A 14,932-nucleotide genomic window follows, 5' to 3' on the forward strand; every position below is an offset into this window, starting at 1 on the left:
AAAAACCGGGATATCGCCGATGACTCCGGCGGTCTATCCTTCATTGATGGTCAAATTCTGCCGGCGGAAGCGGTGACTCCGCAGATGCCGCCATTAACGCTGGCGCACCAGCACCTGTCCGGGGTGACCGTGATCGCGGTGACCGGTGAGATGGACGCCACCAACCGGGCCGACCTCGAGGCCTACCTCCGGGAGACCGGCCCGGCCCCTACGGAACGGCTGGTGTTCGACCTGTCCGGAGTGCCGTTCATGGACAGCTCCGGACTGCATGTCCTGCTGAAATGCGCCACGGACTGCCTGAGGGACGGCGGTGTCGTGCATCTGGCGGGCGTGCAGCCCCTGCCCGCCCGGCTGTTCGAGATCACGGGCGTGGTGGCGCACCTCCCGGTGCACGAGCGGGTCGAGGACGCCATCACCGCCGCGCTGAGCTCATCGGAACGCTCCATCTAGGGCACCAGCCTGGAGAGGCCGGCGCGGGCGTGGGACTGCTCCGCGAGGTCGCCCATCTCGACGGCCGCGTCGAGGGCAGCACGGTAGAGGTGCCGGGCTCGGTCGGCTTCGCCGAGGGCCAGTGCGGCGGCGGCGAGGCCGTTGAGTGCCTTGGCCGCGCCGCGCCGGTAGTCGAAGCGGCGATACAGCTCCAGCGCGTTGCCGTGGTGCGCGTGCGCCTCCGCCGGGCGGTCCAGCCGCAGGCAGGCGGTGCCGAGGTGGTGCAGGGCGTCGGCTTCCCCGCCTCGGCTGCCGATGGCGCGGAAGAGCTCCAGCGCATCGCGGTGCAGGTCGGCGGCCTCGGCGAAGCGGCCCTGCCGCTCGTGTGCGACGCCGAGGTAGTCCGTGATCACCGCCTCGCCGAAGCGGTCGCCGAGCTCGCGGAACAACTCCAGCCCACGGTGCAGCGCGCGGAGCGCGGCCTCGTGGTCGCCGGCGGCGGCTCGTACATCGCCCAGGCCGGTCAGGGCCCGCGCCTGGCCGCGGCGGTCGTCGGCGGTGCGGCCGACGGCCAGGGCCTGCTCGAAGTGCTCCGCCGCCTGCCGGTGGTCGCCTTGCAGGTGGTGCACCCAGCCGAGGTCGGTCAGTGCCCGGCCCTCACCCGCGAGGTCCCCGAGGCGGCGGGCCGCGGCCAGCGCCTTGCCGTACAGGGTGCGGGCATCGTCGTGCAGCGCGTGGTCGTACAGGTAGCGGTAGAGGGTCGTGGCCAGCGGGCCCGTGTGGGCCGGCCAGTCGGTGCCGCAGGCGTGCGCGGCGGTTCGGATGAGATTGCCGCGTTCGGCGTCCAGCCAGGCGCGTGCTTCGGCGGCGTCGCGGAAGGGGGTCGCCGGGCGGCCGGTCGCCGGCCGCCGGTGCGCGCTGTCGGGATAGAGCAGGTCCATGGCCGCGGAGGCGGTGTTCAGGTGGTGGTCCAGCAGCCTGGCCATGGCGGCGTGCCGCTCGTGGGGTGGCTCTTCGGCGGCGGTGTCGTGCGCGTACTGCCGCAGCAGGTCGTGGAAGCGGTAGCGGCCGGGTTCGTGCTGCTGGAGCATGTGCGTGTCGAGCAGCGCCTCCAGCGTGTCCTCGGCCTCGGCGACGTCGAGGCCGGCCAGGGCGGCCGCGGCGTGCGGGGCGACGTCCCGGCCGGGGTGGAGACCGAGCAGGCGGAACAGGTGGCGTTCGGTGTCCTCGAGCTGCTGGTAGGACAGGGCGAACGCGGCCGCCACGCCGCGTTCGGCGGTCGCCAGCTCCGACAGCCTGCGCCGTTCGTCGCGCAGGCGCTGGGCCAGATAGGCGACGCTCCAGCGGGGCCGGTGCCGGAGCCGGGCCCCGGCGATGCGTACGGCGAGCGGCAGGAAGCCGCACAGCAGGAGGACCTCGGCGACCGCGTCCGGCTCCCGGACGGCGCGTTCGCCCACGATCCGGGTGAAGAGGTCGGTGGCGTCGGAGGCGGGCAGCACCTCCATGGGCAGGGAACGGACGCCGTCGAGATCGGTGAGCCGCCGGCGGCTGGTGATGAGGACGAGGCTGCCGGAGGGGCCGGGAAGCAGGGGGCGTACGTGCGCGGAGTCAGCGGCGTTGTCCAGGACGACGAGGACGCGGCGGCCGGCCAGTTCGGCTCGCCACAACGCGGCGCGCTCCTCCAGCCGGGCGGGGATGGCCTCGGCGCGGATGCCGAGCTGGCGCAGCAGGGCCTCCAGCGCTTCGGACGTGGTCATCTGCTGTCTGCCCGCCGTGTGGGCGTGGAGATCGACGAAGAGCCGGCCGTCGGGGTAGTGATCGGCCAGGCGGTGGGCCGCGCGCACCGCGAGGGCGGTCTTGCCGATGCCGGCCATGCCGTCGATCGCGGTGATCGACGGCACGGCGTCGTCCTCGGCGATCAGTTGGGTCAGCTCGGCGGTACGTCCGGCGAAGTCGGCGACGTCGTAGGGCAGGAACGTCGCGGTCTTCCCCTTCGGGCTCCCGGCGGCTCGTGCGTGCGGGCCGGAGTCCCCCCGGAGCCCAGAGTCCCCCCGGAGCCCGGAGTCCCCCCGGAGCCCGGAGTCCCCCTGGAGCCGGGCGTCCCCCTGGAGCACGGCCTCCTCCACGGCCAGGAACGCGGGACCGGGGTCCAGGCCCTGCTCACGCACCAGCCGGGCCCGGTAGCCGCGTCCGGCGGAGAGCGCGTCGGCCTGCCGTCCCGCGCGGTGCAGGGCCAGCATGAGCTGCCCGGTCAACCGCTCGCGCAACGGGTGGCCGGCCAGCTCCGCACCGAGCCGGTCGATGAGGTCCTCGTGCCGTCCCGCGGCGAGCTCCAGGTCGGCCAGCCGTTCGACGGCGGTCAGCCGCCGGTCCTCCAGCCTCGCGCGGGCGGCGGGCGCGTAGTCCGCCTGCACGTCGGCGAGCGCGGGTCCGCGCCACAGCTCCAGCGCCGTACGCAGCCGCTCGGCGGTCTGCCGTGGATCGTCCCCGGTGGTGGTCGCGAGGGCGGTGAAGCCTTCCAGGTCGAGCTGCCCCGGCCGGGTGGTGAGCACGTATCCGGCCACGCTCGTCCGGAGCTGGTCTGCCGCGCCCGCCGCGCGCAGGACGCGCCTGATCGCCGCCAGCGCGGCGTGTACCTGGGCGCGGGCGGTGTCCGGTGGAGCCGGCCCCCACACCGCCTCGGTCAACCGCTCCACGCTCTGGGCCCGCCCCGCGTGCAGCAGCAGATAGCCGAGGAAGGCACGGTGGCGGGGAGCGAGCGCGGGCAACGGCCGGTCGCCGGCCGAGACCTCCACGGGCCCCAGGATCAGAAAGCGCGCAGACACCCCGGAATCGTACAAGTCATGGCATATCGGCGTTCCATAGCTCACGCATAGCCGGCGCATCAGAGCCCTTGCCGAAACTCGTCAGCAGAAGGCGTCACCCCAACCCTGCTGAGGAGTCACTCATGGAAGCACGGATGAAGAACCCCGCCCTGGTCCTGCCGGGCGCGATGCAGGCGCTGCTCGCGCTCGGCAAGGCGGCCGACCAGGCCGGGCTGCCCAAGACCACGGTGGATCTGGTGCTGCTGCGCGCCAGCCAGATCAACGGGTGCAGCGTGTGCGTGGACATGCACGCCAAGGACCTGCGCAAGCAGGGCGAGAGCGACGAGCGGCTGTTCGCCGTGGCCGCGTGGCGCGAGACGCCGTACTTCACCGACGCCGAGCGCGCCGCGCTCGCCCTGGCCGAGGAGGCCACCCGGCTGGCCGACGGCGGCCAGGTCGGCGACGCGGTGTGGGACGAGGCCGCCGACCACTACTCCGAGCAGGAGCTGGCCGGCCTGCTGCTGCAGATCGCCACCGTCAACCTGTGGAACCGGCTGAACGCCGCCACCCGGCAGGTCGCGGGTGCGGCATGGTGAGCGTCGCGCTCGTCACCGGGGCCACCAGGGGTATCGGCCTGGCGATCGTCCGGCTGCTGGCCGAACGCGGCGTCACCGCGATCGCCGGCGTGCGGGACGAGGCCGCGGCCGAGCGGCTCGGCCTGCCGTGCGTGCGCCTGGACGTCACGGACCCGGCCGTCGTCCGCGCCGCCGCCGGGTGGATCGAGCGGGAGTACGGCAGGCTCGACATTCTGGTCAACAACGCGGGGATCACCCTTCCCGACGGGCCGCCGAGCCAGGCCACGGCCGAGCAGGCCCGGCACATCTACGAGACGAACGTGTTCGGCGTCATCGAGGTCACGAACGCGATGCTGCCGCTGCTGCGCCGCTCGCCGGCGGGACGCGTCGTGAACGTCTCCAGCGAGCGCGGCTCGATCGGCCGTGCCCTGGACCAGCGGCACCCGCTGTGGCCGATGCTCAACCTCACCTACTGCTCGTCCAAGGCCGCGCTCAACATGATCACCGTGTCCTACGCCAAGGAGCTGTGGGACACCCCGATCAAGGTCAACGCGGTCGACCCGGGCTGGGTGAAGACCGACATCAACCACGGCGCCGGGATCAAGACCCCCGAGGAGGGCGCCGCGCCGATCGTGGCCATGGCGCTGCTCGGCCCCGACGGCCCCACCGCCGCCTTCGTCCAGGACGAAGGCCCCATCCCCTTCTGAGGAGGACATGCATGCGTGAAATCATGCGAGGCCAGGTGTTCCTGCCTGGCGACGACGGGTTCGAACGGGCCGCCGCGCCGTGGGCCGTGGGAGTTCGCCAGCAGGTGGTCGCGGTCGCCGAGGCGGCCGATGCCGACGATGTGGTGGCACTGGTCCGCTATGCCCGCCAGGCCGGGCTGACCGTCACCGCCCAGCCGTCCGGGCACGGCGCCTCGGGCGACGTCGACGGGACGATCCTGCTGCGTACCGGCCTCCTGGACGAGATCGCGGTCGACCCGGACGAGCGGGTGGTCCGGGCCGGTGCGGGCGCGCGGTGGGGGCAGGTGCTGGCCGCGACCGGCAAGCACGGCCTGGCCGGGCCGGCGGGCAGCAGCCCGGTGGTGTCCGTCGCCGGGTTCGTGGCGGGTGGGGGCCTCTCCTGGTTCGGCCGCAAGTACGGCTGGGCCGCCGACTCCGTGTGCGCGTTCGAGATCGTCGACGCCGGGGGCGAGCGGGTGCGCGTCACCGCGAGCTCCGACGCCGACCTGTTCTGGGCACTGCGCGGCGGTGGCGGCGACTACGGGATCATCACCGCCGTCGAGCTGGGCCTGTACGAGGTGCCCAGCCTGTACGGCGGTCGCATCGTGTGGCCTGCCGCGCGCACCGGCGAGGTGTTCGAGGCGTTCCAGGCCGTCACGGCGGACGCGCCGCGCGAGCTGTCGCTGTGGCTCAACCGGATGGTCTCGCCACCGCCCGCCCCGGCGACGGTCGGCATCGACGTGACCTTCCTCGGCGAGGTGGCCGAGGCGGAGGAACTGCTGGCTCCGCTGGCGGCGATCGGCGGCAGCCTGTCCGACAGCCGTGGCCTCATGGACGTCGCCGACCTGGGCGCCATCGCCGCCGAGCCCGTCGACCCCAGCCCGATGCTGGCACGCACCGAACTGCTGACCGAGCTGCCCGTCGACGTCCTGGCAGGGGCCGAGCTCGCGCCGCTGCTGAACGTGCAGATCCGGCACCTGGGGGGCGCACTGGCCGAGGCGCGGCCGGACGGCGGTCCCGGTGGCGCGCTCGGCGAACCGTACCTGCTCTACCTGCTCGGGCTGCGGCTGCCGCACCTGGCCGAGGCGGTGCGGGGCAAGCAGGCCGCCCTGATCGCGCAACTGGGCGAGGCGGTCAGCGGACGCAAACCGTACACCTTCCTCGCCCCCGGCGAGAGCGCCGCCCAGGCCTTTCCCCCCGAGGCCAGGGCGCGGCTGGCGCGGATCAAGCGTGAGCGCGATCCCGGCGGCGTCGTGCGCGCCAACTTCCCGATCACGGGCTGAGGCCGTACGTCCCGATGGCGTTGGCGGGGGCTACCGGACGGTGCCGGACGCCGGCCTCACCGCTGAGGCGGGCTGACCCCCGCGATGGTCAGGCGCAGCAGCCGCTCCGCCTCGGCGGCCGGGTCCGGGTGGTGTTCCGAGGCCAGGGCGATGCCGGTGACCAGGGTGAGCAGGTCGTCGGTGGTCACGCCGGGCGTCAGCGCGCCGGCGTCAGCGGCGCGGCGTACCAGCGGGTCGGCCGCCTCGGTGAGCTGGGCGGAGCAGCAGGCCTCCTCCGCCGCCGCGCCGTCGCGGGCCGCCCGTTCGCGGGTCAGCGCGATCGCCAGCCCTCTGATGGTCGCGGCGGCCGAAGTCAACGCGCCCAGCCATTCCAGCAGCGCCGCCCGGGCGTCGGGTGCGGCGGTCAGCTCGCGGGCGCGGCCGCACAGCGTCTCGACCTGGTCGCGGAAGACCGCCTCCAGCAGCGCCTGCCGGCTGGGGAAGTGCCGGCGCAGGGTGGCCGATCCGACGCCCGCCGTGCGGGCCATCTGCTCCAGGGACGCGTCGGGACCGTACTCGGCGATCGCGTCCTTGGCCACGGTGAGCAGGAGCGCGTAGTTGCGCCGGGCGTCCGCGCGCTGGACGGGCATGGCATCACCTCACGTTTGCTAAGTGGCGGGGTCCGCCGTATCTTACCGGAAGATAAACGGCGGACCCCGCCACTTAGCGTACGCTCACGTCAGGAGATCCCTCATGCCCATCGCACCTGTCCTGGTCACCGGCGCCACCGGCCAGCAGGGCGGCGCCACCGCGCGCGCCCTGCTCGCGGCCGGCACCCCCGTCCGGGCCCTGGTCCGCGACCCCGCGACCGAGCGGGCGAAGGCGATCGAGGCGCTCGGCGCCGAACTCGTCACCGGCGACCTGAACGACCGCGACTCCGTGACCAGGGCCGCGGCAGGAGCCCGGGCCGTCTTCTCCGTTCAGATGCCCCCGATCAGGGACGGCGCCTTCGACTTCGCCGGCGAGCTGACCCAGGCCGCCAACCTGGTCGAAGCCGCGCGGGCCGCGGGCGTGCCGCAGTTCGTGCACACGTCCGTCTCCGGCGCGGGCCGGCACGTCGAGGCTCCCGGCTGGGCCGAAGGCCGCTGGTCGGCGATGGAGCCCACCTACTCCGCCAAGGCCGGCGCCCAGGACCTGGTACGCGCGGCCGGCTTCACCCACTGGACGATCATCAAGCCGGGCTTCTTCATGGAGAACTTCCTCCCGTCCGTGGCCTACCTGCTCCCCCGCGGCGTCGAGGGCGGCCTGGCGACCGTACTGCGGCCCGGCACGCGGCTCTCCCTCGTCGCGGTGGACGACATCGGCGCGGCGGCCGCCGCGGCGTTCGCCGCGCCGGAGCGGTTCCACGAGGTCGAGCTGGAACTGGCCTCCGACCACCTGGCGATGACGGAGATCGCCGGGGTCCTCTCCCGCGCGTTCGGCACCTCGCTGACCGCGCCCGCCATGACCGTGGAGGAGGCGCTCGCCGCGGGCATGCCGGAGTACGCCGTCACCTCGCACGAGTTCCTCAACGTGGCGGGCCAGCCCGCCCGGCCGGAGTACGCGCGGGCCCTCGGCATCCCGCTCACGTCCTTCGACGACTGGGCACGCAGGTACCTGACCGCCGCGCACTGAGGCGCGGCAGGCGGGCGGGGAGGCGGACAGGGCAGGCGCGCGGGGTAGCTATACGCCGAGTTTATACCTCCGGTGTATAGTCTGCGATCATGAGTGTTCCCCTAGCGCTGCTCGGCCTGCTGGAGCGGGAGCCGAGTCACGGCTACGACCTGAAGCGCGACTACGACACGTTCTTCGGCCAGGGCAAGCCGCTGCCGTTCGGGCAGGTGTACTCCACGCTCGGCCGGCTGGCCAGGGACGGCAAGGTCACGGCCGGGCAGAGCGAGCCGGGCGACGGCCCCGACCGCAAGCGTTACGCCATCACCCCGCTCGGCACGCGGGAGGTGGAGTCGTGGCTGTCGGAGCCGGTGGCGGCGGAGCCGTACCTGCAGACGGTGCTGTTCACCAAGGTCGTGCTGGCGCTGATGCTGGGCCGGGACGCGGCCGGCTACCTCGACCTGCAGCGGGCCACGCACCTGCGGCGCATGCGGGAGTTCACGCAGATCAAGCGCACCGGCTCGCTGACCGACGCGCTGCTGGCCGACCACGGCATGTTCCATCTGGAGGCGGACCTGCGCTGGATCGACGTCACCCAGGCACGGCTGGGCGCGCTGGCGGCCCTGGTGCGCGAGTCATGATCATCGAAGCGCGCGAGCTCAGCCGCGCCTACGGGCGCACCCCGGCGCTGCGCGAGGCCGGCCTGTCGGTGGCCGCCGGGGAGATCGTGGCGGTCATGGGCCCCAGCGGCTCGGGGAAGTCGACGCTGCTGCACTGCCTGGCCGGGATCTTCACGCCCGACAGCGGCGAGGTGTGGTTCCGCGGCCGGCGGCTGGACACGATGAGCGACGCCCGGCGCACGGAGCTGCGGCGCACCGCGTTCGGGTTCGTCTTCCAGTTCGGGCAGCTCGTGCCGGAGCTGACCGCGGCCGACAACGTCGCGCTGCCGATGTTGCTGGGCCGTACCCGGCGCAGGGACGCCTACCGGCGGGCCGGCGAGTGGCTGGAGCGGCTGGGGCTGGGAGAGCTGGGCGGGCGGCGTACCAGCGAGCTGTCGGGCGGCCAGGCGCAGCGGGTGGCGATCGCCAGGGCGCTGGTGACGGGGCCGCGGGTGCTGTTCGCCGACGAGCCGACCGGCGCGCTCGACTCGCTGACCGGTGAGCACGTCATGGAGCTGCTGGTCGGGCTGGCGCGCGAGGAGGGCACGACCGTGATCGTGGTGACCCACGACGCCCGGGTGGCCTCCTTCGCCGACCGGGAGGTCATCGTCCGCGACGGCCGCGTCACCGACCCCTTCGCCGAGCAGCGGGAAAGCTCCGGGGCCGCGCGATGATCGCGCTGGGGCTGCGGCTGTCGCTGCGCGGCGGCAGGGAGGCCGCGGCCAGGCTGGTGCTGATCGTGGCCGGGGTGGCGGCCGGCGTCACGGTGCTGCTGGCCACGCTCTCCCTCTTCAACGCCTTCCAGGCCACCACCGCACGGCCCTGCTGGGAGTGCACCGCCGGCACCGCGCCCAGCGGCTGGGCCCTCGACACCACCGCCGCCGGCGCGCTGTGGAGCTACCGGCTGGACTACTACGCCGGGCAGCCGATCAAGCGCCTGGACGCCGCCGCGCTCGGCGAGCGGGCCCCGGTCATCCCCGGCCTGGCGAGCATGCCCGGCCCGGGCCGGTACTACGTCTCCCCCGCGCTGGCCCGGCTGCTGGACTCGGTGCCGCGCGAACGCCTGGCCGGCCGCTTCCCCGGGACCCGCGCCGGAACCCTCGGCCAGGCCGCGCTGTCCGGGCCGGACGAGCTGGCCGTCGTGGTGGGCCGGACCCCGCAGGACGTCGCCGCCATGGCGGGGGCGCGGCAGGTGGACACGGTGGAGACCGCGTCCGCCGCGGCCCTGCTCGACGACAACACCGACCTCTACCGGTTCGGTTTCGCCGTGGCCGCCATCGGCCTGTTCGTCCCGCTTCTGGTGCTGGTGAACGCGGCCACCCGGCTGGCCGCCGCCCGCCGGGAGGCGCGATTCGCCGCGTTCCGGCTGGCCGGCGCCACGTCCCGGCAGGTCAACGTGCTCGCCGCGGTGGAGGCCGCGCTCGGCGCGTTCCTGGGCGCGCTGCTCGGCGCCGCGCTGTTCCAGCTCGTACGGCCCGCCGTGGCCCTGGTCCGCGTCACCGGCTCGCGGTTCTTCCCCGAGCTGGTCACCCCGGCCCTCTGGCAGTACGCGGCCGTGCTCGCCGGCGTCCCGGTCCTGTCGGCCTGCACGGCGCTCTGGTCGCTGCGCCGCGTGCGGATCTCCCCGCTGGGCGCGGCCAGGAAGGCCGCCGGGCGCCCGCCCCGGGCGTGGCGGGTGATCCCGCTGCCGGCGGGGCTGGCGCTGTTCGCCGGGCCGGTGTTCCGGGGCGGCGATCGCGAGCCGGACGCGTTACTGGCCGGTGCGGCCGTGGCGCTCATCATGATCGGCTTGATCCTGGCGGGCCCGTGGCTGACGATGCTGGCCGCCCGGCTCGCCGCCCGCGTGACCGGGGGCGCGGCGACCCTGCTGGCCGCGCAGCGGATGGCGGCCGACCCGAAGGCGGCCTTCCGGTCGGTGAGCGGGCTCGTGCTGGCGGCGTTCCTGGGCACGGCGATCGCGGGGATCGTCCCGGCCGTGGTCGCGGGGCAGCAGGCGGTGGCCGGCGGCGCGCTCAACGGGGTGCTGCGCGCCCCGCTCACCCACCAGCCCGGCACCGGCGGCCTCGCGCCACAGGCCGCCACCGACCTGCTCGCCCGCCTGCGCGCTCACCCCGGCGTCGCCGTCCTGCCGATCTACACCCTCCCGGGCGATCCCCCGCCTCCCGGGCCCGACGGCCCTCCGCCGCCCAGGACCGCCGCCGGCTGCGCGGACCTGGCACGCTTCCCCGTGCTCGGCCGGTGCCCGGCGGGCGCGCAGGCCGTGACGGGCTACTTCGAGCGGCTCGTCGAGGCCGACAACCCGCTCACCGTCGACAAGCTGCTCCCCCTCGCCGCCCCCACCGGCCAGACGGTCTCCACCGGCGGCCTCAGCCTGGCGGCCGTCCTGGTCGGCATGGACGACCAGGGCACGCTGGAGGAGCTTCGCACGCTGCTGGCCCGCTACGGCGCCGGCGCGCCGATGACGTTCGCCGAGGTCGCGCAGGCCAGGGCGACGCTCTACACGCAGGCGGAGAACCTGGCGCTGGCGATGGTCGCGCTGACCCTGATCGCCGGCGGCTGCAGCCTGGTCGTGGCGGTCGGCGGCGGGCTGATGGAGCGCAGGCAGCCGTTCACGCTGCTGCGGCTGGCGGGCACGCCGGCCCGCACCCTGGCGGCGGTGGTGCTGCTGGAGTCGGCGCTCCCCCTCGTCCTGGCCGCCGCCGTCGCCGCCGGCGCGGGGTTCGGCGTGGCGGGGCCGTTCATCGGCGCGCTGGCGATGAAGGGCGCGTCCCTGGCCGTGCCGGGGCCGGTCTACTTCGCGACCGTCGGCGGCGGCCTGGCCGCGTCCCTGCTGGTGATCCTCACAGCCGTGCCGCTGCTGCGGCGCATGACCGCGCCGGACCACGCGCGTTTCGAGTAGGAGCTCCATGAAACTGCTGTCCACGGTCATGGCGCTCGCCCTGACCTTCACCCCTGTGGGCACCCCTGTGGTGCCGGCCCCCGCCGGGCGCTACACGGCCGAGATCCGCCGCACCGAGTACGGCATCCCGCACGTGACCGCCAAGGACCACGGCGGGCTCGGCTTCGGCTACGGCTACGCCTTCGCCCAGGACAACCTGTGCGTCCTGGCCTCCTGGGTGATCACGCTCCGGGGCGAACGCTCGCGGACGTTCGGCCCGGAGGCACGGTCGGACGACCCGGTCCGCCCGGTCGACAACCTCACCAGCGACGTCTACTACAGGAGCGTCGCCGACTCGGGCGTGATCCGGCGGGTGCTGGCGCAGCCGCCCCCGGTGGGCCCCACCGCCGAGCTGCGCGAGCTCGTGGACGGCTACGTCGCCGGCTACAACCGCTACCTGGAGGACACCGGGGTGGCGAACCTGCCCGACCCCACCTGCCGGGGCAGGTCCTGGGTCGGCCCGATCACCGCCGCCGACCTGTGGGCCAACCTCCTCGACCTCAACCGCATGGCGGGCAGCTCCGGGCTCAAGGAGGCCATCGTGGGAGGCGAGGAGCCCGAGGGTCCCGCGCCGGCCCCGGGCAGCAACGCCTGGGCGCTGGGCCGCCAGGCCACCCGCGACGGCCACGGCATGCTGCTGGCCGACCCGCACTTCCCGTGGAACGGCATCCGCCGCTTCTACCAGGTGCAGCTCACGATCCCGGGCGTGCTCGACGTCTCGGGCGGCAGCCTGTACGGCACCCCCGTCGTCCAGATCGGCCACAACGCGCGCGTCGCCTGGACGCACACCGTCTCCCACGCCCACCGTTTCACCCTCTACCGGCTGCGGCTCGCGGGCGACGGCGCCTACCTGGTGGACGGCCGGGCCGAGCCGATGGGCCGCCAGCGGATCGAGGTGCCGCTGAAGGACGGCACGCTGACCGATCGCACCCTCTACACCTCCCGCTACGGCCCCGTGCTGGCGGAGGGACGGAGCGACGAGTACGCCTACGCGTTCGCCGACGCCAACGCCGCCAACCTGCGCGCGGCCGACGAGTGGCTGGCCATGGCCAAGGCCGGGGACCTCGCGGAGCTGCGCGCCGCCCAGGACACCTTCCAGGGCCTGCCGTTCGTCTACACGCTGGCCACCGACGTGAGCGGGACCGCCACCTTCGCCGACGCCTCGGTCGTCCCGCACGTGAGTGACGACCGGGCGCGCCGCTGCGCCGTGCCCGCGCCGGACCCGTCGCTGGAGGCGTTCACGCTGGACGGCTCGACCTCCGCCTGCCTGTGGGGCAGGGATCGCGACGCCGTCGTGCCCGGCCTGTTCGGGCCCGGCAGCCAGCCGAGGCTGACCAGGGCCGACTACGTCGCCAACTCCAACAACACCCCGTGGATGACGAACCCCGCCGCTCCCCTCACGACGTACGGCCAGGTGTGGGGCGCCACCCGTACCGACGTCGAGACGCGCCCCCGCGTGAGCCTCGACATGATCGCCCGGCGGCTGTCCGGCACGGACGGCCTGGGCGCGCCCGGCTTCACGCTGCCCACCCTGCAGGCGAGCGCGCAGGCCAAGCGCAACTACACCTTCGAACTCCTGCGCTCTGACGTGGCGGCGCTGTGCCGTGACCACCCCAGGGCGACCGCGTCCGACGGCCGGCGCGTGGACCTGCGCCAGGCGTGCCGGACGCTGACGGCCTGGAACGGGCGCGCCACCCTGGACGGGCAGGGGGCGATCCTGTGGCGCGAGTTCTACACCGGGCTGCAGCGCCCCGTCAGGCCGGGAGAGCCCGCGCAGCCCTGGTGGCGGGTGCCGTTCGACCCCGAGCAGCCGCTCACCACCCCGCGCGGCCTCGACCGCGACGACCCCGCCGTGCGGCGGGCCCTGGCCGACGCCGTGCAGCGGTTCCAGGCCGGCGGCATCCCCCTGACCCTCACCCCTGGCCAGGCGCAGCACTACTCCTCGCTCCCCGTCCCCGGCTGCACGGAGTTCGAGGGCTGCTTCGACCGGGTGCGCACGGGCGACCCGCTGGGCGCGGACGGGCGCTATCCCGAGGTGGACACCGGCTCCAGCTTCATGATGGCCGTCGAGCTCACCCCGGCGGGCCCGCGGACCCGTACGATCCTGACCTACTCGCTGTCCGCCAACCCCTCCTCGCCGCACCACACCGACCAGACCACGCTGTTCGCGCGCGGGCAGTGGGTCACGGAGCGCTTCACCGAGGCGGAGATCGCGGCGGACCCGCGGCTGCGCGTCACGACCGTACGGGGCTGAGCCCGGGCTCCTCAGCTCAGGCGGGCCCGCGCGTACGCGGCCATGGCGTCGCGCATGTACGCGGCCAGCCCTTCGGCCACCTGCTCGTAGTTGGCCCTGAACTGCTCGTCCTCGACCTGCATCCGCCCCAGCCGGGTGTACTCCGCCGCGCTCGGCGTCCAGAACCGGGTCAGCTCCCGGTAATGGCCGTCGAGCACGGCGAGCACGGCGGGGTCCCCGGCCGGCGTGCCGGCTGCCATGAGCTCGGCCAGGCCGATCATCGCGGCCGTCGCCTCCTGCTGCATGCGGCCGAGCTCCTCCGGGGACACGGTGTCCAGGAGCTGCTGCTGGCCGGACCGCTCCCAGTGCTCCGGCCACCGTTCGCGGGCCTGCGCGCCGTAACGCGCGGCGTCGAAGCCTTCGAACAGGTTCTCCGGTCTGCTGATTCTGGACATGCCGCTCTTCCCTTCGCTCTGTTCGAGTTCGGTGATGGTGCGGGCGACCAGGCGGGCCACCGCGTCGAGCCGGTCGCGCTCCGCCAGCAGCCGCTGGTGGTGCTCGCGCAGCGCCGCCGCGGGGTCGGTGTGCCGGTCGACGATCTGCGCGATCTCGGTGAGGCCGAGCCCGAGCTCCCGCAGCACGAGGATCTGCTGCAGCCGCAGGAGCTGGTCCTCCTCGTAGTGGCGGTAGCCGTTCGCGCCGACCCAGGCCGGCCGCAGCAGGCCGATCTCGTCGTAGTGGCGCAGCGTTCTCGACGTCACGCCCGACATCCGCGCCACCTGCGCGATCGACCACGCCATGGACTCTCCCATCCCCGCTCGTCACCGAGCCGGATCTTCCGGCTCGTTCACGACGGTAGGAGTTGACGTAACGGCAGAGTCAAGCGCGATATCGAACTTTACCTACAGGTTTTAGGGAAAGCCGCAGACAGGAAGGCCCGCATGCGCCTCCAGTTCCTCTGGTACATCCCCAACGAGGCCCGGCCAGGGCTCAGGGGTGACGGCGCCGTCGCAGGCCACAACAGCCTGGCGACCTGAGCGGCCACGCCGAGGCGCTGGAGCGGCACGGCTGGGACGGGGCGCTCATCGGCACCGGCTGGGCGCGGCCCGACACCTTCACCGTGGCCACCGCGCTGGCCGCGCGCACGACCACGTTCCAGCCGCTGATCGCGGTGCGGCCCGGCTACCGGCGCCCGGCCCACTTCGCCTCCGCCGCCGCCACCCTGGACCACCTCACGGGCGGCCGGGTGCTGGTCAACATCGTCTCGGTGGACCGAGCAGGACGTCACCCACCACGGCGAGCACTACGGCGTCACCGGCTCCACCGCGGTGCCGCGCCCGGTGGTGATGGGCGAGCGCAGGCACACCCGGCTCTCCTTCGGCGGCGCCTCGGAGGCCGGCGAGCGGCTCGGACGCGAGCTCCCGCCGCTGGAGTTCGGGCCGCGGGTCACCACACTCGTCCGCGACACCACCGAGCAGGCGTGGGCGGACGCCGAGGCCAAGGTCGCCAGGATGGCGCGGGGCGCCGTCGCCCGCGACGTGGGCGGCGCCGGCACCACCTGGCTGGCGGAGCTCGAACGCCAGGGCGACCGGCTGCTCCCACTGCTACGAGGCTGAAGGAGTGCCGCGCGCCCTGCTCCCGGACCTGTCCTGTTAGC

The 14,932-nt window shown here is 74.2% G+C and carries 13 protein-coding genes and 1 pseudogene; 11 read left to right on the plus strand and 3 right to left on the minus strand.

All coding sequences use genetic code 11. The features are described 5' to 3' along the window. Nucleotides 1–84 precede the first annotated feature (84 nt). Nucleotides 85–450 (plus strand): STAS domain-containing protein, encoded by a 366-nt coding sequence (locus tag HD593_RS34995; RefSeq protein ID WP_185106208.1) that lies wholly within the window; start codon nucleotides 85–87, stop codon nucleotides 448–450. Here the strand turns inward: HD593_RS34995 and HD593_RS63720 are convergent. Further along, a complete protein-coding gene (locus HD593_RS63720) occupies nucleotides 447–3,254 on the minus strand; it encodes an AfsR/SARP family transcriptional regulator (RefSeq protein ID WP_185106209.1) in 2,808 nt (935 codons plus the stop codon). The two genes, HD593_RS34995 and HD593_RS63720, sit on opposite strands and share 4 nt — an antisense overlap. Nucleotides 3,255–3,376: 122 nt before the next feature. On the opposite strand from HD593_RS63720, the gene HD593_RS35005 reads away from it, so the two are divergent. The 3 genes from HD593_RS35005 to HD593_RS35015 are packed head-to-tail and all read left to right on the plus strand — an operon-like array spanning nucleotide 3,377 to nucleotide 5,816. Beyond that, entirely contained in the window at nucleotides 3,377–3,829 is a 453-nt protein-coding gene (locus tag HD593_RS35005; RefSeq protein WP_185106210.1) for a carboxymuconolactone decarboxylase family protein, read from the plus strand. Then, the gene (locus HD593_RS35010) at nucleotides 3,823–4,515 is read left to right on the plus strand and encodes an SDR family oxidoreductase (protein WP_185106211.1); all 693 of its coding nucleotides are present in this window, start codon (nucleotides 3,823–3,825) and stop codon (nucleotides 4,513–4,515) included. The genes HD593_RS35005 and HD593_RS35010 overlap by 7 nt, the downstream gene beginning before the upstream one ends. A gap of 11 nt (nucleotides 4,516–4,526) precedes the next feature. After that, nucleotides 4,527–5,816: an FAD-binding oxidoreductase gene (locus tag HD593_RS35015; RefSeq protein WP_185106212.1), complete on the plus strand. Its 1,290-nt coding sequence runs from the start codon at nucleotides 4,527–4,529 to the stop codon at nucleotides 5,814–5,816. Between the two features lie 56 nt (nucleotides 5,817–5,872). Here the strand turns inward: HD593_RS35015 and HD593_RS35020 are convergent, their stop codons facing one another. Then, nucleotides 5,873–6,445, minus strand: a complete 573-nt coding sequence (locus HD593_RS35020; RefSeq protein ID WP_185106213.1) for a TetR/AcrR family transcriptional regulator — start codon at nucleotides 6,443–6,445, stop codon at nucleotides 5,873–5,875. 103 nt (nucleotides 6,446–6,548) lie between these two features. Between HD593_RS35020 and HD593_RS35025 the strand changes: the two genes are divergently transcribed. From HD593_RS35025 to HD593_RS35045, 5 genes are all read left to right on the plus strand, one after another. Next, entirely contained in the window at nucleotides 6,549–7,469 is a 921-nt protein-coding gene (locus tag HD593_RS35025; protein WP_185106214.1) for an NmrA family NAD(P)-binding protein, read from the plus strand. Between the two features lie 89 nt (nucleotides 7,470–7,558). Then, nucleotides 7,559–8,086, plus strand: coding sequence for a PadR family transcriptional regulator (locus HD593_RS35030; RefSeq protein ID WP_185106215.1), 528 nt, complete (start codon nucleotides 7,559–7,561; stop codon nucleotides 8,084–8,086). Then, nucleotides 8,083–8,778, plus strand: coding sequence for an ABC transporter ATP-binding protein (locus tag HD593_RS35035; RefSeq protein ID WP_185106216.1), 696 nt, complete (start codon nucleotides 8,083–8,085; stop codon nucleotides 8,776–8,778). The genes HD593_RS35030 and HD593_RS35035 overlap by 4 nt, the downstream gene beginning before the upstream one ends. Then, entirely contained in the window at nucleotides 8,775–11,003 is a 2,229-nt protein-coding gene (locus HD593_RS35040) for an FtsX-like permease family protein (RefSeq protein WP_185106217.1), read from the plus strand. The genes HD593_RS35035 and HD593_RS35040 overlap by 4 nt, the downstream gene beginning before the upstream one ends. Nucleotides 11,004–11,010: 7 nt before the next feature. Next, nucleotides 11,011–13,296: a penicillin acylase family protein gene (locus HD593_RS35045; protein ID WP_185106218.1), complete on the plus strand. Its 2,286-nt coding sequence runs from the start codon at nucleotides 11,011–11,013 to the stop codon at nucleotides 13,294–13,296. A gap of 11 nt (nucleotides 13,297–13,307) precedes the next feature. Here the strand turns inward: HD593_RS35045 and HD593_RS35050 are convergent, their stop codons facing one another. After that, nucleotides 13,308–14,075 (minus strand): MerR family transcriptional regulator, encoded by a 768-nt coding sequence (locus tag HD593_RS35050; RefSeq protein WP_185106219.1) that lies wholly within the window; start codon nucleotides 14,073–14,075, stop codon nucleotides 13,308–13,310. A gap of 254 nt (nucleotides 14,076–14,329) precedes the next feature. Here HD593_RS35050 and HD593_RS65300 point away from each other — a divergent pair. Beyond that, nucleotides 14,330–14,482: pseudogene (locus HD593_RS65300) on the plus strand (LLM class flavin-dependent oxidoreductase); the annotation flags it as partial. 121 nt (nucleotides 14,483–14,603) lie between these two features. Next, nucleotides 14,604–14,891: a hypothetical protein gene (locus HD593_RS62200; RefSeq protein ID WP_246546869.1), complete on the plus strand. Its 288-nt coding sequence runs from the start codon at nucleotides 14,604–14,606 to the stop codon at nucleotides 14,889–14,891. The last annotated feature ends 41 nt before the right edge of the window (nucleotides 14,892–14,932 follow it).

Origin of the sequence: Nonomuraea rubra (assembly GCF_014207985.1) — a bacterium.
Classification (GTDB): domain Bacteria; phylum Actinomycetota; class Actinomycetes; order Streptosporangiales; family Streptosporangiaceae; genus Nonomuraea; species Nonomuraea rubra.